Source organism: Stenotrophomonas sp. NPDC078853, assembly GCF_044901215.1.
Lineage (GTDB): Bacteria > Pseudomonadota > Gammaproteobacteria > Xanthomonadales > Xanthomonadaceae > Stenotrophomonas > Stenotrophomonas lacuserhaii.
Genome location: NZ_JBJDOQ010000012.1, coordinates 37,717 through 54,931 on the forward strand (window position 1 = coordinate 37,717; position 17,215 = coordinate 54,931).

A 17,215-nucleotide genomic window follows, 5' to 3' on the forward strand; every position below is an offset into this window, starting at 1 on the left:
GGCGCGCAGCATCGCCAATGACGTCGACGAAAACGATGTCAATCATCAAGCAGAGTCCGGGGATGGCGAATAACGCAAAAAAGCCCCCGTTTCCGGAGGCTTTTTCAACTTGATCATGGTGGGCGGTACAAGGTTCGAACTTGTGACCCTTGCCGTGTGAAGGACGAGATAGGGCCTTGCGCCACAAGGGTCAGCCCCGCAAGCCCTTGTTTTTCCGTCTCATTGCGTCCGGGTGAATTTGGCCACACACTGCTTTTTGCAGGATATTTGCAGGAGCAAGGTGATGCCGAAGGTAACGAGAGAGCCGCTGACCCGGAAAGCGGTAGACGCGGCGAAGACCACAGGCAAGCTCTATCGCTTGCGGGACGCGACGGTTCCGGGCCTGGTGCTGCGCGTGTCCGCCACCGGCGCCAAGTCGTGGGCGATGGTGTGGGGCCGAGGTCAGGAGAAGGCTTTCGCCAGCTACCCGGCGACCACGCTGGAGGGTGCCCGCGAGGCTGCCCGCCGCCTATCCTCCGAGATCGACAAGCATGGCGCCCCGGCGGCCGTGGTCACTCCCAAGAGCGAGCTCACCGTGGCTGACGCCTGCCGCGACTATGTGGCCGCCCTCAAGAAGGACGGCCGTGCCACCACCGCGGCCGACGCTGATCGCCGGTTCGAACGGTGCCTGTACGCCGACAAGCTGGGCAAGGTGCGCCTCAAGGATCTCCACCAGGATCACATCGAGGCATGGCGCGATCGCGTGGAGAAAGGAGACCTCGCACCGCTGCCGGCGAAGCGAGGCCGGCCACCGGTGGCGAAGCCCTTGGCGCGATCCAGCATCAACCGGATCCGCACAACGCTGGTGGCCGCGCTGAATCATGCCGTGGCGCGCCGCAAGGTCTCCCCCGACCTGGCCTTCGAGTGGAACGCCGTGAAGCCGCTCAAGGACGCCGGCCAGCGCCGAGGGCTGTATCTGGAGCGGGAACAGCGCCGCGCGCTGCTGGACGCCGCTGTGGGGCCGGTGCGCGACCTGATCGAGTGCGTTGCTCTCACTGGCTGCAGGCCGGGCGATCCCGCCATCTGCCTGCGGTCCGACTATGACGGCCGCACCGCGAGTGTTCGGTTCCGCAGCAAGGACCACGACCGCAAGATTCCGCTCTCCCCTTCCGCCGGCGCCATGTTCGACCGGCTGGCCAAGGGGAAGCTCCCCAAGGCGCACCTGTTCACCCAGGACGGCGGGAAGGCTTGGACGGCGGATGCCTGGAGCGATCCCGTCAGAGAGGCCGCTGCGCGCGCTGGGCTGCCCGCCGGCGTCACGCTCTACACCCTGCGGCACTGCTGGATCACGGACGCCATCGTGGGCGGCATGGACCTGCTGACCGTGGCGAAACTGGCCGGCACGTCACTGGCGATGATCGAGAAGCACTACGGGCACCTGGTGCAGGGCGCTGCGCGCGACAAGCTGGCGCAGGTGCAGTTCCTGTAGCGCTACAGCACACCCGCTTGTCGGGCTCGTTCGGCGAACGCTTCCACATCCACCGGGCGCCCGTGCGCTTCCGCGATGGCCAGCTCCGATAGAAGCAGCGTCGCGCTATCAACCAGCTGCCGGAACACCACCAAGGCCTGTTCCGTGTCCGCCAGTGCCTCGTGTACCGAAGTGCCCGCCTCCTGGCCAGGATATGGGCCGGGGCCGTCTTCGTCGCGCATTGAGTCCAAGCGCGTCACCGCCCGGGCGAGCATTTCGGCGGTGGCCTCGTTGATTTCACGTTGCGCCGCCAACTCGGCCCGAAGCCCGAGAACGCCTGGCGCCCGGCCTTGATCCTCAAACGACCGCTCAAGCCGATGAACAATTTCCGCTGACAACGAACGGCCCGACCTCTCGGCCGACTCATCGAGCCGCTCCTTGAGGGTGGCAGGCAGGCGAAGCTTGAACTGGGCATCTGGAATATTCATGGCGGAATGATGGACCTTTTTGGTCCTTGACCGCAACGGACCAATATGGTCCACTGCGTGTAACGGACCATTTTGGTCCTTACACAAGGAGCGACATGAACGACCAGAAAGAGCGCCTTAGCTACACGACCGATGAAGCCTGCGCGGTGACTGGGCTCAACCGGACCGCGTTCTACGGGGCCATCTCCAAGAACCAGATCAAGACGTTCAAGGTCGGTCGGCGCCGCATGGTTTCGGCACGCGCGCTGCGCGAGTTCATCGAAGCCAGAGAGAAAGAAGCGACCGGCGGTGCCGCCGCTTGAGGGGTATGCCATGTCCAGCGCCCCTGAAATAGAAACGGCCCGCCCGGTTGCAGCCGGATCGAGCCGAGAAGCCATCGAACCCACCAAGGAACGAGACCATGAAGCGAACTGTACAGCAAAGCCCCGGCAAATCCATCGGGCAAACCCCCACCCCGGGTTCAGAAATCCCTGACAGCCCCTACTTCCGCCACCAGCACTGGTCGGATGCCCACTGGGAGGAGATCGGGCTGCGCCCCGCAATCGAGAACCGGCTGGCCCGGGTGGACCGCGCGCTGCAATCGATGGGCGCGATCCATGAGCTGCTGACTATCTCCTTCAATGCGGGCCTCGAGGCCGATCACGTGCCGGGCCTGCGGTTCTCGCCCACCCAGCAGGAGGGGCTGCACTGCGCGTTCCAGTGCCTGTTCGAAGAAGCCAGCCTGACGATGGGAGATCTCCGCGACAACACGATGGACTGCTGGGGCACCAAGGGAGGCCGGGCATGAGAGTTTTCCCGAAGCGCAGCGGCAAGCAGCAGACCCCGGCCAAGACCGTCGACCAGGCGATGGAGGTGTTCCGCGCCATCGATCCCAAGGCAATCGAGTACATGGCGAGCCAGGCGTCCCACCGCGCAGAGCTGCAGCAGCACGCAGACCGGTTCAGGGCAATGGCCGACGAGCACCGCCGGGTGACGGAACAGTTCATCGAGGTCGCGGAGCGGCTGGAACGCGCGCTGCGCACCGCACTGGAGGCCTGACATGGCGATTCAACGCAGACCGCAGTACGAGCGTCCACCGGGCGCCGTAGGCCACATCGAATTCGCGCTGTGCTTCGCGGCGTGGATGCAGTCGCGCCGGCAGCCGCCCACCTACCGTGACCTGATGGAGCGCTTCCAGATGAGCAGGGGCACCGCGTATCGCTTCCTCCGCCGCTGGCAGGACGTAGTGCAGTCCGAGCAGGTGCGGCCATGATCGGCCGTGCCCCTCGCCTGGACCCCGTGGCGTGTGACTGCTGCGCGCGCCCGCTGCTGCCGGTGTTCGGCACATATCACCGCGTGGAGCGGGAATACGGCTGGGCGTCCCTGCCCTACGTCCTGTGCGGATCGTGCGCCTTGGACCACCGCGGCCGGCCGCCTGAGGCGCGCGTCAGGGAGTGGGTGTTGATCCGCGCCTCGCGCGCTGGGGAGGGCTGGTTCCGCGCCGTACGCGAGCTGGTGGCCACAATCGAAGTGAGGGCTGTCCGATGAACCGAGACATGTTTGATTCACTGAGGCTAGCCAGGTTCGACCTGCAGGACATGCCCGGGCATGGCGAGGCGCTGCAAGCGGCAGTGCGCATCGCCAAGCAGTACCGGGAGGGCGTGACGGTCGAAGTCATCCATCGCTCCCAGGTTGGCGCCTGTATCCCCTTCACCGTCCTGCCGAAGCACTACCTGGGCAAGAAGGTGAGGATCGTGATCGTAGGGGAGGCTGATGAGTGAGCGAGAAGCCCGCAAACAGGCCAAGCGGCGCGCGCGGGCGACAGGGCGTAGCAGCAGCGTCTATGTGCCCGTCTCCCCCCATGTCCGTATCTACGCTTGGGAGCTGGATTGCCCTGCATATCGAACCCTCAACCCTGATGCCCGTGCGCTGCTGGTGGAGCTACGCGCGCTGTATCGGCCAGCTACCGGAAACGAGGTGTTTCTCAGCGTGCGGGAAGCGCGCCGGCGCCTGGGCAACGTGGGCCAAGCGAAGGTCCAGGCGGCGTTTTCCGCACTCGAGGAGCGAGGCTGGATCGAGGAAGCCAAGGCCGGGAGCTTCGATCAGAAGACAGGCACCGGACGCGCTCGCTCCTTCCTGCTCACCAACGTCGGCCCGGATGGCGGTGACGTGGACGCAAAGAAGAGCTACATGCGCTGGAGGCCAGATGCCGAAGAATGCCAAAAAAACACGGTACTCAAGGCGAGTACGCACCGCACTCAAGGTGAGTACGGTCATGCATAAGCGTAACGAGAATCTAACGAAAGCGTACTCACTGCGAGTACGGTCAAGGCCAGTTCTAGGGCAAAACCGTACTCAGGGTGAGTGCACAGATAACTACTACCAGGCGGTAGCGGAGCGGACGCCCGTTGTTGCTGCTCTTGGGCCGCTGTTGCTGCGTTCTACGGCCCGCCGCGCACTGCACAGATTGCACCCTTCGAACATGTCGCAGATTGCACCCTTTGACCTGGCCGGTGGCGACGATCCGTACTGCAGGTCGCCGGGACCGTATGCAACCCCCCGGGGGGGAGGTCGAAATAACTAGAACCCTTCCCGGCGGACACCGTCCTCCGAGCCGTTTTTCTCCATCCGCAAAATATGAACTAGGAGCCACCCCGATGGCACGCCCCCGAAAACCCCTAGCGACCCACCGCCTGACCGGCGCAATCGAGCACGACCCCGGCCGCTTCACCGACAGGCTTCAAGAACCCGAAGATGATCGTCCGCTGGGTGATGCTCCAATGCATTTGGAGGCCAAACACCGCGTGTGTTGGGGTGAAATCGAACGTATCTCGGCACCTGGAGTGCTCCGGTTCGGAGACCGCATCGCCGTCGAAATGACCAGCGTGCTGCTCGCCAGCTTTCGAGAGCTCGGCCCAGCGATGCCGGATCAAAAACTGCGCCGCCTGGAATCAATGCTGGGGCAACTCGGCCTGACCCCGGCATCGCGCAGCAAGGTCAAGGGCACCGGCATGCGAAACCCGAACAACGCGTTCACCGCGCTTGGCAAGCCAGCAGGCTTGGCAAAGAAATGAGTGCCCGCTGCCCATGCTGCGGGCAGGTGATATCGCCCGCGACGACGTCACCTGCACTGCTCGATCAGCTTGAAACGGCCTGCCGTGATAGGGGCCACATGGTGACTGCAGACCTCCGGGTGCACGAGAGCGTGGCAGCAGAATTGCTGGGTCGTTCGCCCCGTACGCTGGAAGACTGGGCGCGCGACGAGAAGATACCCACGGTGCGGGTCAATCGAAGGCGCACCTACCGGTTGGCTGATATTGCAGCCCTACTTCAAGAAGGATGAAACCCCGTAAAACCCCGTGAATCCACGTGAATCCACGTGGCGGCGGAGCATCACCTACGCAAGACTGCATGTATCGCAACCACTACGGATATGTGCACATGAACGGCGGAATTTCGTTAATCCCCAAGGGCCGAAACTTCACTCGCAGCGTCATTCTCCGAGCAACGGGTGGCGGCTACAGCCTGGAAGAAACCCGCACTGCAGCACTCACGCGCTGGGGAGCGGCCGGTGCAGAGGATATCGCCAAGGCAGCTGTGCCTGCTGTCCACACCGGTGAGATGGGGAACCAAACCTCCGCCGCAGTCGAGTTCTTTGACCTTGTTCGCGGACAGTCGATCTACGGGCGGCTGACGGGCTTGCGCAAAGTACCGTTCTATGCCCGCATGCTCCGCATGTCCGGCGGGGCAAATGGCTACTGGATTGGCCAAGCCAAGCCGACGCCGCTAAGCAAGCCAGCATTCGCTGACGGCAGCGGCCTCCCGTCGGCGAAAGTGGCTGCAATGGTCGTCGTCACCGATGAGGCAGTGAAATTTGGCGGTGTTGCGGAACAGACCTTTGAGGCTGACCTGCGCCGCGCCGTAACGGCTTCTTGGGATCAAGCTTTCATCGCCCGCGACAACGGCGGCGAAGTGGACGGGCAACAGGTGGTCCGTCCTGCGTCGGTAACGTATGGCGCTCCGCAGGTGGAAGCGACTAGCGACCCCGTTGCGGACATTGGGAGCCTCATCGCAGGCTTTGCTGGTGATCTCGGGGCTGCGTACTTCATCACGGATCCGAAGACGGCTGCACAGCTGGGCCTGCACCGGAGCGGAGGTAACCTGGTCTTTCCCGATGTGGGCCCGCGTGGCGGAACGATCAGTGGAATTCCTGTGCTTACCAGCAGTAGTTCGCCCCGCGATGCCAGTGGTGGTCAAGTTGCGTTGATCGACCCCACCGGGATTGCAGCGGCCGACGAAGGTCTGGACGTGGAACGCTCAAACCAGGCCTCCCTGCTCATGTCCGATGACCCGGAGGGTGATGCGCCAGAGATGGTGTCGCTCTTCCAGAACAATTTGACGGCGCTGAAGTCCTCAATCTTCTCCAACTGGCGTGTGGAGCGCCCTGGCAGCGTCGGGGTGCTGATCAACGCAAACTATCCCGCTGGCGGTTGAGCCTATGGCCACCAGTAATCGCCACGACGCTCTGAGCTTGATGTCCAGAGCGATGGGCCGAGATCTCGCCGACTTGAAACGTCGGCTGGATGCGCTTGAAGCAGCGCCGAGGGCGAAGCAGATGACTCTCGGTGTGATCAAGACAAAAACGATAGGGGGCGCCGCAAAGCGCACCTTTGGGGGTGTCGCCTCCACATCATCGGTAGACCGCATGGGCGATGTCGTCGTGCCCAAGGGGGGCAGCTGGAAGCTCCCTGTGCCGCTTCTATGGCAGCACGATCACAGTAACCCCATCGGCTGGGTCACCCACATCGAAGCGACCAGCAAGGACATCACGGTGTTGGCTTCAGTGGCCGAGGGGATTGGGAAATCGGATGATGCCTGGGCTGCAATCAGCGCTGGACTGGTCACAGGCCTCAGCATCGGCTTTCGTTTCAAAGAAAGGGAAGCCACAGCGACCGGATACCGGTTCACGAAGTGGGAGCTTCTGGAACTGTCGGTGGTGACGATTCCCGCGAACTCTGATGGGAAGATCACCAGCACGGCAGCCGTCAAGGACTACCGGGGCAACGGGATCAAGCTGCTTCAATTGGGCGGCGCCATAAAGCTCCTGGAGCCGCAGCGATGACGTCCGAAAACAGCATGGATGCGTTCCGGCTGCACGCGGCGAGAGAGGTTGTTGCGTACTGCCATGGTCTCGGCATTGGAGCGGAGCATCTCGACATTCTTGTCTGGGTCGTACCTGGCAGCACCGAGGTGCAGGTGCGTGATGCCGACTTTGGGACGCTGTTCAGGGGCGCCATTCGCGTCGGCCAGGTGTCGAACGACTACCCGGTCCTGACTGCCGGCCTCATCAAATCTGCAATCGAGTCGGAGCTGGGAAGCCAGACCGAACGAGACGCTCTCAGCTAAAAGGAAGTCCCTATGTCCCGTCGATCCCTCGGCACCCTTTCGATAGACGTCGTGGCGGAGATTGGCGGCTTCGCCGCCGGCCTGAGCAAGTCCGAGCGCCAGACAGAGAAATGGCGCAAGAAGGTCGAGGCTGAGGCCAAACTAGCCGGCGCCTCGCTGGCGGCCGGACTGGCTGTCGGTCTGGCCGGGCTTTCCGCTGTAGGCCTGCTGATCGCGCGCAACAGCATGGCTGCCGAAAGAGAGGTGGCCCAGCTCGACGCCATCATTCGTTCCACCGGTGGCGCTGCGGGGTACACCCGGCAGCAGCTGCTCGACATGGCCGATACCCTGTCGTCGAAGTCCACGTTCAGCGGCGGCGAGATCGTGGAAGCTCAAACCCGTCTGCTGTCGTACTCGGGCATCCTGGGAACGAATATCCCCCGCGCCATGCAGTCCGTTATCGATCAGTCGGCGCGCCTGGGCATCAGCGTCAGCCAGTCGGCGGAGACCATCGGCCGCGCGCTGGAGTCCCCCGGCAAGGCCGCTGCCGCTCTGGCGCAGCAGGGCTTCGGCGCCGCCTTCACCAAGGAGGTACGGGGCACGATTGACCAGCTTGTGAAGGCCGGCAAGGAAGGCGAGGCCCAGGTGATGATCCTGGAGATCCTTGAAGAGTCCTACGGCGGGGCCGCACAGGCGGCCCGCGACACCTTCAGCGGCGCACTGAAAGCACTGCGCAACACACTCGACGACGTGACCACCGGCAAGGATGGCAGCCTGGTCGGCGCCACTGCGGCCGTCAATTCGTTCATCGACACCCTCAACGACCCTCAGGTGAAAGCGGGGTTCGACGCCATGATCGTCGGGCTCGGCGCGATCCTCTCCGATTTCTCCGTCTATCTGAAGGACGGCGCGGAGGTCCGCAGCCTCACCGAATCGATTGCCGACAGCTTCCGGCAGATCAGCGACCTTGGCGGCATCTTCAGCGGCGCCATCGACGGTCTGGATCGCGTTCGGGGCGGCCTGGTCGCCATCGAGAAACAGGGCAACGCGGTGATGAAACTGGCAACCGGCCAGTACAGCGGCCTGTTCGGATCGCAAGGCGGGGGATGGGATCAGTTCACCCAGGACTACCAGGCCGGGACCGACTTCGCCGACAAGGGCTGGAAGGCGATGCAGGGCAAGGCCATCCCGCCCCGGGTCATCCTGGTTGAGCCGGACATGACCGATCGCGGCGTGACCGGGGATCCTGCTGCGCGCGCAGCTGCGGAGGCCGCCGCCCGGTCGGCGACCACCGATGCCGAGGCCGCCAAGAAGCGGCTTGCCGGCCAGCAGCAGCTGAAGCAGGCGCTTGAATCGACAACCCTGCAGTACAAGCGGCAGATCGAGCTGTTCGACAGCAGCGCGGACAAGTCGGCCAAGGCGACGGAGCTGCAGCAGCTCAACTTCGACCTGGCACACGGCTCCCTCAAAGGACTGAACGCGGCGGATCAGGAGCGGCTGCGGACGCTGGCCAAGACTCTCGACGGCCTGGCCGCGCTGAAAACCTCCAACGAGCAGGCGGCAAAGTCGGCAGAGTTCGCCCGCAATGCCCAGGCCGCGCTCAGCAACGCCCGGGCATCACTGGCCGTCGACCTGGTCGGGGCTGGGGATGGGGAACAGGCACGGAGCCGCGCGCGCGCGCTGCTGCAGATCGAAGCCGACTACCAGAAGCAACGCGCGGCGCTGTTTGAGCAGTACCAGGCCGGCGACCTCACCGAAGCCATCTACAAGGCCGAAACCGATGTGCTGCAGTCGGCGCTCGATGAGCGTCTGCGGATGCAGCAGGATCACTACCGCAAGCTGGACGAGCTCAGGGGCGATTGGCAGGTCGGCATGGCCGATGCCTGGGCGGACTATGCCACCAAGGCCGTAGACGCCAACCAGCACGCCTACGACGCCGTGACGGGCTTCCTCGACACCACCACCGGTGACGTGGCCGAGAGCATCGCCGATTTGGTGAAGGGGAACGAGTCGCTGACCGACTCGGTGAAGAACCTTGTGGTGTCCATGGGCGAGACGGTGATCGACACCCTCTCCCGCATGGCCGCGCAGTGGCTGGTGTACCAGGCCACCCAAAAGCTGGTCGGGGAGGCAACGAGTCAGTCGTCAACCGCGGCTTTGACCGGGAACGCCGTAGCAATGTCGGCCCAGGCCGCTATCGCCGCCTACGCTTCAACCGCGGCGATCCCGATCACCGGCCCCATCGCGGCGCCGGCAGCGGCCGCCGCGGCCCTCGCGGCCACCGCGCCCTATGTCGCCGCCGTCGCGGCATCGTCCGGGTTGTCGGGCATGGCGCACGACGGTATCGACTCGGTGCCACAGGACGGCACCTGGTTCCTGCAGAAGGGCGAGCGCGTGACCACGGCGGCCACCAGCGCGAAGCTGGACGCCACCTTGGAGCGGGTAAACCGCGATTCCAACGGCGGATTCTCGGGGCCACCAATCACCCAAGAGATTCAGATCAACGGCAACCCTGACAACCGCACCCTTGAGCTCGTCAGGAAAGCCGCTCTCGATGGTGCCCAGATGGGCTACGACAGGGTCAAAAGCGACATGGCTCGCGGAACAGGAATATCCAAGACCATGCGGACGACGCACAACGTCGGCATCAGGGTCCGTTGAACGCCTTGCAGGAGCGTTGCAGGACAACAAAAAACCGGCTCTCGCCGGTTTTCGTGTAACGCACTGATTTATATGGTGGGCGGTACAAGGTTCGAACTTGTGACCCTTGCCGTGTGAAGGCAATGCTCTACCGCTGAGCTAACCGCCCGATGCTGCTGAGCCGCTCATTATAGGGGCTTTCCCGAGAGCGTCAATACTTTTCAGATCACTTCTTCACATCGTCTGGGTCGGCTTTTCCGACGTGGTCAGGCCGGCCAGCAGCGTCTCGATCTTGTGCCGTACCGCCTCGCCTTCCTGCCCATCCGCCAGCTGCACGCCGATGCCCGAAGGCCGGTTGCCCTGCGCGCCGGCCGGGGTCACCCAGATCACCTTGCCGGCAACCGGCAGGCGCTCGCTGGAATCGGGCAGGGTCAGCAGCAGGAACACCTCGTCGCCGAGGAAATAGCGCTTCGGCGTGGGCACGAACACCCCGCCATTCTTCACGAACGGCATGTAGGCGCCGTAAAGCGCGGCCTTGTCCTTTACGGCAAGGGACAGGATGCCCTGTCGGGCGTTGGTGGCGCTCATCGATTACCCCTTGGGTGCTGCCGTTCGTTGACCTTGTTCCAGGCCAGCAACAGTTCTACCACGGCCAGGTCCGCGCGCACGGTGGTGCGCAGCAGGTCGCGGGTCCGGTTGGCAGCGTCGAACCAGGCTGCCAGCTTGTTCAAACGTTCCGGCGCGGTCAAGCCATCGCTGCTGGCCATCGCCAGCGCCAAGTCGGCGGCAAAGCGCAGCCGCAGCGCGGCGTCTTCGTCGCCGGTCCATTTCTGTGCCAGCGCCACGGCGCCAGTGCGTCCGGCAGCCAGCGATTCCAGGTCCTTGGTGACCTCGCGGCGCAGCTCCAGGCCTTCTTCGCGCAGCCAGGAATCGGCTAGTCCGGGATGGCCGCGCGCGGCGTCCAGCGCCTCGATTGCATCGTCCTCACGGTGGCCCTGCTGCTGCAGCCACGCCAGTGCTTCTTCGCGTGGCGGCAGCCTGAATTCCAGCCGCTGGCAGCGGCTGCGCACGGTCTGCGGCAAGCGCGCCGGGTCGCTGCTCACCAGCCACAGGTAGCGGCCGGGCTGCGGTTCTTCCAGCGTCTTCAGCAGCGCATTGCAGGCCGCGCGGTTGATCGCATCGGCCGGGTCCACGATCACCACCTGGGCGATGCCGTACTGCGGAGTCAGCGAGAGCTTCTGGCCGATCTCGCGCACCTGCTCGATGACGATCTCCGTGCGCAGCTTGTCGCCGCTCTTGTTCGGGATGAAGCTGATGATCTGCAGGTCCGGATGCGTGCCGGCCGCTATCAGCTGGCGCGCGCGGTCGGCCTGCGGGCCACCGCCCTGGGTGAGCACGTGTTCGGCCAGTGCATCGGCCACGGCACGCTGGCCCAGCCCGGCCGGTCCGCAGATCAGCAGGCCATGGCCCAGCCGGCCCGCATCCAGCGCGGCAATCATCTGGTCATAGGCGCGCTGCTGCCACGGTGAAAATGCTGCCTTTCCGGTCGCGCTCATGCGCCCTCCCCGTTCTGCAGGAACTGCTCCACGCGGGCCACTACATCAGCCGCTACGCGCTGTTGCACCTGGCTGGCATCGACCAGTGCGAAGCGCTGCGGATCCTGCTGCGCACGTTCGCGGAATACTGCGCGCACGCGCTGGAAAAAATCATCCTGTTCGCTCTCGATGCGGTCTGGCCACAGGTCGCGGCCGTTGGCGCGCGCGCGGCCGGTTTCCACGTCCACGTCCAGCAGCAGGGTCAGGCCCGGCAGCAGGCCAACCACGCGGCGCTCCAGATCGGCAATCCACGCGGCGTCCAGCCCGCGCCCACCGCCCTGGTAGGCGTAACTGGAATCGGTGAAGCGATCGGTCAACACGAAGGCGCCACGGCGCAGTGCCGGCTGGACCACCTGGCGCACGTGTTGGGCGCGTGCGGCGAACACCAGCAGCAGTTCGGCCTCGGCACTCAGCGGTTCGGCGGCGATCGCTTCATCAGGCTTCAGCACCAGCGCGCGGATGCGTTCGGCCAGCGGCGTGCCCCCCGGCTCGCGGGTCAGCACGACCTCGTGGCCATGCGCGCGCAGGCAGGCATGGATGGCATTGATGGCGGTGGTCTTGCCCGCGCCTTCGCCGCCTTCCAGGCTGATCAGGCGCGGGTGGCGCAGCAGCGCGGCACTCATTGCGCTTGGTTCTCCTTGATGCGGTTCTGGCGCAGCTGCTGCAGGTAACGCGCCACGGCGACGTTGTGCTCTGCATAGCTGGCCGAAAAAACGTGTGCGCCACTGCCATCGCCGACGGCGACGAAGTACAGCGCATCGCCGGGTGCGGGCTGCGCGGCGGCGTTCAACGCATCGCGGCTGGGCATGGCGATGGGCGTGGGGGTGAGCCCGGCGCGGGTGTAGGTGTTGTACGGCGTATCGGTGGTCAGGTGCACCCGGCGGATGTTGCCGTCGTAGGCCGGGCCGATGCCATAGATCACGGTCGGATCGGTCTGCAGGCGCATGCCCATCTTCAGGCGGCGCACGAACACGCCGGCAATCTGCGGGCGCTCGCTGGCCAGCGCGGTCTCTTTTTCGATGATGGAAGCGAGCGTCAGCAGCTCGTACGGCGAGTTGATCGGCAGGCCGTCGGCGCGCGAATCCCAGGCTTCGGCGAGGGCCTTTTCCATCGCCTCATGGGCGCGCTTGAGCACGTCCACGTCGGTGTCGCCCCGCTGGTAAACGTAGGTTTCCGGCAGGAAGCGGCCTTCAGGATGCTGGCCGCCGAAGCCGAGGCGCTGCATCAGCGCGGCGTCATCCAGTTCGTCGGTGGTGTGTACCAGCGGCTCGGCCCGCTTGAGTGCGGCGCGCACCTGGCGGATGTTCCAGCCTTCGATGAAGGTGACACGGTGCTGCAGCACGCGGCCCTGGCGCATGCGCGTCAACAGCTCGCGCGGGGTCAGCGTGGCATCCAGCGCGTACTCGCCGACTTTCAGCTTGCCGGCGGCATCCATCTGGCGGGCGAGCAGCTGCCATTGCGCGTCCTGGCCTTCGTCCACGCCGGCTTCGCGCAGCTTGCCGAGCACGGTGTTGAAGCCATCACCGCTGGCGATGACGATGCTCTCCTGGTCGGGACTCAGCGGGCGGTCGGCGAACTGGCCCTGTTGGTAGAAGAACCATGCGCCGGCGCCTACGGCGATTGCACCGAGCAGCACCAGGATGGTCACCACCATCAGACATCCGCGCTTGGCTGCCGCCATGGATTACCTCGAAGAATTATTCAGGTGTGCAGGATACCGCGAACGTGTAGCGCCGAGCCGTGCTCGGCGGGGGTGGGGCGACGGCAACAGCGTGACGACCAACGGTCGTCACCCACCGGGGCAACAGCAGGAGCAGACGACCAACGGTCGTCACCCACCAGGACCGGGCAAAGGCTGACGGCCAGCGGCCGTCACTACCGTGGCGCGGGGTCAGCCTTGCTGGCCGAGGGCGCGCATCAGGCCGCGGGCTTTGGCGCGGGTTTCGTCCAGTTCCTTGTCCGGGTCCGAATCGACCACGATGCCGGCGCCGGTGCGGAAACTGACTTCGTTGCCCGCTACTTCGGCGGTGCGGATCAGGATGTTCAGGTCCAGGTCGCCGTCGCGGTTCAGCCAGCCGAAGGCGCCGGTGTAGGCGCCGCGCGGAACCTGCTCCAGTTCGCTGATGATCTGCATGCAGCGCACCTTCGGGCAGCCGGTGATGGTGCCGCCGGGGAACGTCGCGGCGATCACCTGCCCCGGGGTGACGTCATCGCGCAGGGTGCCGCTGACATTGCTCACGATGTGGTGCACGTGGGCATAGCTTTCCACGGTCATCAGTTCGTCCACCACCACGCTGCCGGGCGTGCAGATGCGGCCCAGGTCGTTGCGCTCCAGGTCGATCAGCATCACGTGTTCGGCGCGTTCCTTCGGGTGGCCGACCAGCTCCTGGATGCGCGCCGCATCGTCGTCACCATCGAAGCGCGGCCGGGTGCCGGCAATCGGACGGGTCTGCGCGTGGCCGCCATGCACCGACACCAGCCGTTCCGGTGATGAGCTCACCACGTGGCGGCCGTGGCCGGTGAACAGGCCGGCGAACGGTGCCGGGTTGGCGCGACGCAGCTGGGCATACAGGGCCTGCGGGCTCACCGCATCGGCAAAGTGGGCGCACCAGCGGCGCGACAGGTTCACCTGGAACACATCGCCGGCCAGCAGGTAGTCGATCACCCGCCGCACGCCGTCGGTGAAGCGTGCGGGTGCGTCTTCTTCCATGCGGATCGGTGGCTGCCATCCTTGCCCTGCAGGCGGTAAGCCGGCGGCCAGCTGCGCCTGCAGGGTGCTCAGCAGCGCCTGCTGGCCGGCTTCGGCCACCAGGTAGCTGCGCTGCTCCAGGTGGTCATGCAGCACGGCGGCGGGGCAGCGCAACGCCAGCGCGGTGGGCTGGCCATCGGCGCGCGCCATCGGCGGCAGCACGGTCTCGATCTGGCTGGCTACTTCGTAGTCCAGCAGCAGCGCCCAGCCGCCCCGGAAGGGCAGTGCGGGGGCGCGCGCGGGTGGCAGGCGCTCGGCCTGCCAGGCGCTGTCCAGCAGGTCCAGGAAGGCGCCTGCGTGGGCTTGGCCGGTATGGTCGCGGACGATGCCATCGGCATCCAGCCGCAGGAACGCCTCGCCTGCTACCAGCAGCAGGTCCCAGCGGCCCTGTGCGGTGCCGGAAGCAGTCGATTCCATGAGCAGCGGGAAGCGCGCCGGGTCGGCCTGCTGCAGGGCCAGCAGGTCGGCCGGGGTGTCCAGGGGCTGGATCAGGATCGGATCGGGCATGTCGGCGCAGCGCCTGGAAGAGGGGATGTAGGGTGGCGAACGCCGGGACGGTAGCGCCGAGCCCTGCTCGGCGAGCGCAGCGGCAAACGCGACCGCAACAGCAGCGGCTCCTGCCGCCGCCTTCAGCGCTACCAGGACCATGCAAAGGGGGCCGGCCCGTAGTGTCGAGCAAGCTCGACACTACGCGGTAGCGGCCGGGAACGGCCTCAGACGCGCTTGAACACCAGCGTGCCGTTGGTGCCGCCGAAGCCGAAGCCGTTGGACATCACTACGTCCACCTTGGCCTGGCGTGCTTCGTTGGGCACGTAGTCCAGGTCGCAACCTTCGCCCGGCTGGTGCAGGTTGATGGTCGGCGGAATCACGCCGTCCTGCAGCGCCAGTACGGAGAAGATCGCTTCCACGCCGCCCGCCGCACCCAGCAGGTGGCCGGTCATCGACTTGGTGGAGCTGACCAGCATCTTGTAGGCGTGGTCGCCGAAGGCGGTCTTCATCGCCATGGTCTCGCCCAGGTCGCCCAGCGGCGTGGACGTGCCATGCGCGTTGAGGTAGCCGATCTGGTCCGGGTTGACCCCGGCGTCCTTCATCGCCGCGGCCATGCAGCGCGCAGCACCTTCGCCGCTCTCTGCCGGTGCGGTCATGTGGTACGCATCGGAACTGGCGCCGAAGCCGGCCAGCTCGCAGTAGATCTTCGCGCCGCGCGCCTTGGCGTGCTCGTACTCTTCCAGGATCAGGATGCCGGCACCGTCGCCCAGCACGAAGCCGTCGCGGTCCTTGTCCCACGGGCGCGAGGCCGCGGTCGGGTCATCGTTGCGGGTGGACATCGCCTTCATGGCACAGAAGCCGCCCAGCGCGGTCGGCGAGGAGCCGCGTTCGGCGCCACCGGCGACCATCACGTCGGCATCGCCGTACTGGATCATGCGCATCGCCGTACCGATGGAATGGTTGGACGTGGCGCACGCGGACACCGCCGAGAACGACGGCCCCTTCAGCCCGGCGATGATGCTCAACTGGCCCGGCAGCATGTTGATGATGGTCTTGGGCACGTAGAACGGCGAGATCTTCTTCCCTTCGTGGAAGTCGATGGTCTGTTCTTCGATGCCCAGCAGGCCACCGATGCCGGCGCCGACGATGGCGCCAATGCGCTCGGCATTGCCTTCGTTGATCTCAAGACCCGAATCGGCCAGCGCCATGAAGGACGCGCCCAGGCCGTAGTGGATGAAGGGGTCCATCTTCTTGGCGTCCTTGCCGGACACGCGGTACTTGCCGAACTGTTCGTTATCGGCGGTGATGTCGAAATCCTTGACCTCACCTGCAATCTTGGTGGTGAAACGGTCCAGGTAGGCGTCGGCAACGTGGGTCAGCGGACCGATGCCCGAACGGCCTTCGGTGATGCCCTGCCAACTGCTGGCCAGGTCATTGCCCAGAGGCGAAACCATGCCCATGCCGGTAACGACGACTCGACGCTTCATTGCTTTCTCCTGACCCGAAAGTAGTGCGGGTATGACACGGGGTGGAACGTAATTGGATCCGCGCCCGTATGCAGCAGCGCAAATACACAGGGCCGCATTCGCGGCCCCATGGGATGCCGTGCGCGGTTACGGCCGAGCCGCCGCCGCGCACCAGCCGCCTTGCATCAGGCCTTGGTGTGCGACTTGATGTAGTCGATCGCCGCCTGGACGGTGGTGATCTTCTCGGCTTCTTCGTCCGGGATTTCGCACTCGAACTCTTCTTCCAGCGCCATCACCAGCTCGACGGTGTCCAGCGAGTCTGCGCCCAGGTCATCGACGAACGATGCGCTGGTGGTGACTTCTTCTTCCTTGACGCCAAGCTGTTCGACGACGATTTTCTTGACGCGTTCTTCGATGGTGCTCATGGGGTATTGCTCCAGATGGAGTAGTGGTTCAAAAAGACGCCATCGCAGACGATGGCCGTGGGATAGTGTAGTGGAAACCGGCGGCGCCTTGCATGCAAGTAAAACGCCATCCAGATCAACCACTTGCGGCGCGCTCCGTGCGCCCCGTGCTTACGGCATGTACATCCCGCCGTTCACATGGAGTGTCTCTCCGGTGATGTAGTTGGCTGCCGGGCTGGCCAGGAAGGCCACCGCATGGGCGATGTCCTCCGGCGAACCCAGGCGTTCCAGGGCGATGTTGTTGACCAGCGCCGCGCGCGCTTCGTCGGGCAACGCCTTGGTCATGTCGGTGTCGATGAAGCCGGGGGCCACCACGTTCACGGTGACCCCGCGCGAGCCGATTTCCTTGGCCAGCGACTTGGAAAAACCGATGATGCCGGCCTTGGCGGCGGCGTAGTTGGCCTGGCCGGCGTTGCCGGTCACGCCCACCACCGAGGCGATGTTGATGATGCGACCCTTGCGCGCCTTCATCATGCCGCGCATGACCGCCTTGCTGGTGCGGAACACGCTGGT

General features: G+C 65.2%; 22 protein-coding genes and 1 tRNA gene. 13 read left to right on the plus strand and 10 right to left on the minus strand.

Translation table 11 applies throughout. The features are described from left to right. The first annotated feature begins 283 nt into the window (after nt 1–283). On the plus strand, nt 284–1,468 hold the full coding sequence (locus ACI2JH_RS12860; RefSeq protein ID WP_404736381.1) for an integrase arm-type DNA-binding domain-containing protein: 1,185 nt from the start codon (nt 284–286) through the stop codon (nt 1,466–1,468). Nucleotides 1,469–1,470: 2 nt separating this feature from the next. On the opposite strand, the gene ACI2JH_RS12865 is transcribed toward ACI2JH_RS12860, so the two are convergent. Continuing rightward, complete coding sequence (locus ACI2JH_RS12865) at nt 1,471–1,935, minus strand: Arc family DNA-binding protein (RefSeq protein WP_404736382.1); 465 nt, start codon at nt 1,933–1,935, stop codon at nt 1,471–1,473. Nucleotides 1,936–2,030: 95 nt separating this feature from the next. On the opposite strand from ACI2JH_RS12865, the gene ACI2JH_RS12870 reads away from it, so the two are divergent. The 12 genes from ACI2JH_RS12870 to ACI2JH_RS12925 all read left to right on the plus strand — a co-directional run bounded on the left by ACI2JH_RS12870 (nt 2,031) and on the right by ACI2JH_RS12925 (nt 9,960). After that, on the plus strand, nt 2,031–2,237 hold the full coding sequence (locus tag ACI2JH_RS12870) for a helix-turn-helix domain-containing protein (RefSeq protein ID WP_404736383.1): 207 nt from the start codon (nt 2,031–2,033) through the stop codon (nt 2,235–2,237). Between the two features lie 98 nt (nt 2,238–2,335). Next, on the plus strand, nt 2,336–2,722 hold the full coding sequence (locus ACI2JH_RS12875; RefSeq protein ID WP_404736384.1) for a hypothetical protein: 387 nt from the start codon (nt 2,336–2,338) through the stop codon (nt 2,720–2,722). Further along, nucleotides 2,719–2,973 carry a hypothetical protein gene (locus ACI2JH_RS12880; protein ID WP_404736385.1) on the plus strand — a complete coding sequence of 85 codons (255 nt, stop codon included), beginning with the start codon at nt 2,719–2,721 and terminating at the stop codon, nt 2,971–2,973. The genes ACI2JH_RS12875 and ACI2JH_RS12880 overlap by 4 nt, the downstream gene beginning before the upstream one ends. Before the next feature lies 1 nt (nt 2,974). Next, nucleotides 2,975–3,187, plus strand: coding sequence for a hypothetical protein (locus ACI2JH_RS12885; RefSeq protein WP_404736386.1), 213 nt, complete (start codon nt 2,975–2,977; stop codon nt 3,185–3,187). A 283-nt stretch (nt 3,188–3,470) separates the two neighbouring features. Then, nucleotides 3,471–3,695 carry a hypothetical protein gene (locus tag ACI2JH_RS12890; protein WP_404736387.1) on the plus strand — a complete coding sequence of 75 codons (225 nt, stop codon included), beginning with the start codon at nt 3,471–3,473 and terminating at the stop codon, nt 3,693–3,695. Beyond that, nucleotides 3,688–4,197: a hypothetical protein gene (locus ACI2JH_RS12895; protein ID WP_404736388.1), complete on the plus strand. Its 510-nt coding sequence runs from the start codon at nt 3,688–3,690 to the stop codon at nt 4,195–4,197. Before ACI2JH_RS12890 ends, ACI2JH_RS12895 begins: the two co-directional genes overlap by 8 nt. Nucleotides 4,198–4,571: 374 nt before the next feature. Continuing rightward, on the plus strand, nt 4,572–4,988 hold the full coding sequence (locus tag ACI2JH_RS12900) for a hypothetical protein (protein ID WP_404736389.1): 417 nt from the start codon (nt 4,572–4,574) through the stop codon (nt 4,986–4,988). Between the two features lie 98 nt (nt 4,989–5,086). Continuing rightward, nucleotides 5,087–5,257 (plus strand): helix-turn-helix domain-containing protein, encoded by a 171-nt coding sequence (locus tag ACI2JH_RS12905; RefSeq protein ID WP_404736390.1) that lies wholly within the window; start codon nt 5,087–5,089, stop codon nt 5,255–5,257. Between the two features lie 68 nt (nt 5,258–5,325). Next, nucleotides 5,326–6,408, plus strand: coding sequence for a phage major capsid protein (locus tag ACI2JH_RS12910; protein WP_404736391.1), 1,083 nt, complete (start codon nt 5,326–5,328; stop codon nt 6,406–6,408). Between the two features lie 4 nt (nt 6,409–6,412). Beyond that, on the plus strand, nt 6,413–7,036 hold the full coding sequence (locus ACI2JH_RS12915) for an HK97 family phage prohead protease (protein WP_404736392.1): 624 nt from the start codon (nt 6,413–6,415) through the stop codon (nt 7,034–7,036). Further along, nucleotides 7,033–7,320 carry a hypothetical protein gene (locus ACI2JH_RS12920; protein ID WP_404736393.1) on the plus strand — a complete coding sequence of 96 codons (288 nt, stop codon included), beginning with the start codon at nt 7,033–7,035 and terminating at the stop codon, nt 7,318–7,320. The genes ACI2JH_RS12915 and ACI2JH_RS12920 overlap by 4 nt, the downstream gene beginning before the upstream one ends. A 12-nt stretch (nt 7,321–7,332) precedes the next feature. Then, on the plus strand, nt 7,333–9,960 hold the full coding sequence (locus tag ACI2JH_RS12925) for a phage tail tape measure protein (RefSeq protein WP_404736394.1): 2,628 nt from the start codon (nt 7,333–7,335) through the stop codon (nt 9,958–9,960). 73 nt (nt 9,961–10,033) lie between these two features. On the opposite strand, the gene ACI2JH_RS12930 is transcribed toward ACI2JH_RS12925, so the two are convergent. The 9 genes from ACI2JH_RS12930 to ACI2JH_RS12970 form a co-directional block, all read right to left on the minus strand. Then, a tRNA-Val gene (locus ACI2JH_RS12930) sits at nt 10,034–10,108 on the minus strand. Between the two features lie 65 nt (nt 10,109–10,173). Beyond that, nucleotides 10,174–10,527, minus strand: coding sequence for a PilZ domain-containing protein (locus ACI2JH_RS12935; RefSeq protein WP_042613390.1), 354 nt, complete (start codon nt 10,525–10,527; stop codon nt 10,174–10,176). Beyond that, nucleotides 10,524–11,495, minus strand: a complete 972-nt coding sequence (locus ACI2JH_RS12940; RefSeq protein ID WP_101098764.1) for a DNA polymerase III subunit delta' — start codon at nt 11,493–11,495, stop codon at nt 10,524–10,526. The genes ACI2JH_RS12935 and ACI2JH_RS12940 overlap by 4 nt, the downstream gene beginning before the upstream one ends. Continuing rightward, nucleotides 11,492–12,157 (minus strand): dTMP kinase, encoded by a 666-nt coding sequence (gene tmk / locus ACI2JH_RS12945; RefSeq protein ID WP_182656924.1) that lies wholly within the window; start codon nt 12,155–12,157, stop codon nt 11,492–11,494. Before tmk ends, ACI2JH_RS12940 begins: the two co-directional genes overlap by 4 nt. After that, nucleotides 12,154–13,215 (minus strand): endolytic transglycosylase MltG, encoded by a 1,062-nt coding sequence (mltG, locus tag ACI2JH_RS12950; RefSeq protein WP_319274526.1) that lies wholly within the window; start codon nt 13,213–13,215, stop codon nt 12,154–12,156. Before mltG ends, tmk begins: the two co-directional genes overlap by 4 nt. Before the next feature lie 210 nt (nt 13,216–13,425). Next, nucleotides 13,426–14,790: an aminodeoxychorismate synthase component I gene (locus tag ACI2JH_RS12955; protein WP_404736395.1), complete on the minus strand. Its 1,365-nt coding sequence runs from the start codon at nt 14,788–14,790 to the stop codon at nt 13,426–13,428. A gap of 206 nt (nt 14,791–14,996) precedes the next feature. After that, a complete protein-coding gene (fabF, locus tag ACI2JH_RS12960) occupies nt 14,997–16,259 on the minus strand; it encodes a beta-ketoacyl-ACP synthase II (RefSeq protein WP_042613385.1) in 1,263 nt (420 codons plus the stop codon). A 164-nt stretch (nt 16,260–16,423) separates the two neighbouring features. Then, complete coding sequence (acpP, locus tag ACI2JH_RS12965) at nt 16,424–16,663, minus strand: acyl carrier protein (protein WP_057506950.1); 240 nt, start codon at nt 16,661–16,663, stop codon at nt 16,424–16,426. A 150-nt stretch (nt 16,664–16,813) separates the two neighbouring features. Continuing rightward, on the minus strand, nt 16,814–17,215 hold a 402-nt coding region (locus ACI2JH_RS12970), incomplete at its 5' end, for an SDR family oxidoreductase (RefSeq protein WP_404736396.1).

Excerpts from the sequence above, each read along its gene's own strand:
- ACI2JH_RS12880 (WP_404736385.1), top strand. The coding sequence starts at position 2,719 with ATGAGAGTTTTCCCGAAGCGCAGCGGCAAGCAGCAGACCCCGGCCAAG.
- ACI2JH_RS12915 (WP_404736392.1), top strand. The coding sequence starts at position 6,413 with ATGGCCACCAGTAATCGCCACGACGCTCTGAGCTTGATGTCCAGAGCG.
- ACI2JH_RS12925 (WP_404736394.1), top strand. The coding sequence starts at position 7,333 with ATGTCCCGTCGATCCCTCGGCACCCTTTCGATAGACGTCGTGGCGGAG.
- ACI2JH_RS12860 (WP_404736381.1), top strand. The coding sequence starts at position 284 with ATGCCGAAGGTAACGAGAGAGCCGCTGACCCGGAAAGCGGTAGACGCG.
- ACI2JH_RS12885 (WP_404736386.1), top strand. The coding sequence starts at position 2,975 with ATGGCGATTCAACGCAGACCGCAGTACGAGCGTCCACCGGGCGCCGTA.
- fabF (WP_042613385.1), bottom strand. The coding sequence starts at position 16,259 with ATGAAGCGTCGAGTCGTCGTTACCGGCATGGGCATGGTTTCGCCTCTG.
- ACI2JH_RS12895 (WP_404736388.1), top strand. The coding sequence starts at position 3,688 with ATGAGTGAGCGAGAAGCCCGCAAACAGGCCAAGCGGCGCGCGCGGGCG.
- mltG (WP_319274526.1), bottom strand. The coding sequence starts at position 13,215 with ATGGCGGCAGCCAAGCGCGGATGTCTGATGGTGGTGACCATCCTGGTG.
- ACI2JH_RS12935 (WP_042613390.1), bottom strand. The coding sequence starts at position 10,527 with ATGAGCGCCACCAACGCCCGACAGGGCATCCTGTCCCTTGCCGTAAAG.
- ACI2JH_RS12955 (WP_404736395.1), bottom strand. The coding sequence starts at position 14,790 with ATGCCCGATCCGATCCTGATCCAGCCCCTGGACACCCCGGCCGACCTG.
- ACI2JH_RS12920 (WP_404736393.1), top strand. The coding sequence starts at position 7,033 with ATGACGTCCGAAAACAGCATGGATGCGTTCCGGCTGCACGCGGCGAGA.
- ACI2JH_RS12940 (WP_101098764.1), bottom strand. The coding sequence starts at position 11,495 with ATGAGCGCGACCGGAAAGGCAGCATTTTCACCGTGGCAGCAGCGCGCC.
- tmk (WP_182656924.1), bottom strand. The coding sequence starts at position 12,157 with ATGAGTGCCGCGCTGCTGCGCCACCCGCGCCTGATCAGCCTGGAAGGC.
- ACI2JH_RS12900 (WP_404736389.1), top strand. The coding sequence starts at position 4,572 with ATGGCACGCCCCCGAAAACCCCTAGCGACCCACCGCCTGACCGGCGCA.
- ACI2JH_RS12865 (WP_404736382.1), bottom strand. The coding sequence starts at position 1,935 with ATGAATATTCCAGATGCCCAGTTCAAGCTTCGCCTGCCTGCCACCCTC.
- acpP (WP_057506950.1), bottom strand. The coding sequence starts at position 16,663 with ATGAGCACCATCGAAGAACGCGTCAAGAAAATCGTCGTCGAACAGCTT.
- ACI2JH_RS12910 (WP_404736391.1), top strand. The coding sequence starts at position 5,326 with ATGTATCGCAACCACTACGGATATGTGCACATGAACGGCGGAATTTCG.
- ACI2JH_RS12870 (WP_404736383.1), top strand. The coding sequence starts at position 2,031 with ATGAACGACCAGAAAGAGCGCCTTAGCTACACGACCGATGAAGCCTGC.
- ACI2JH_RS12875 (WP_404736384.1), top strand. The coding sequence starts at position 2,336 with ATGAAGCGAACTGTACAGCAAAGCCCCGGCAAATCCATCGGGCAAACC.
- ACI2JH_RS12890 (WP_404736387.1), top strand. The coding sequence starts at position 3,471 with ATGTTTGATTCACTGAGGCTAGCCAGGTTCGACCTGCAGGACATGCCC.
- ACI2JH_RS12905 (WP_404736390.1), top strand. The coding sequence starts at position 5,087 with ATGGTGACTGCAGACCTCCGGGTGCACGAGAGCGTGGCAGCAGAATTG.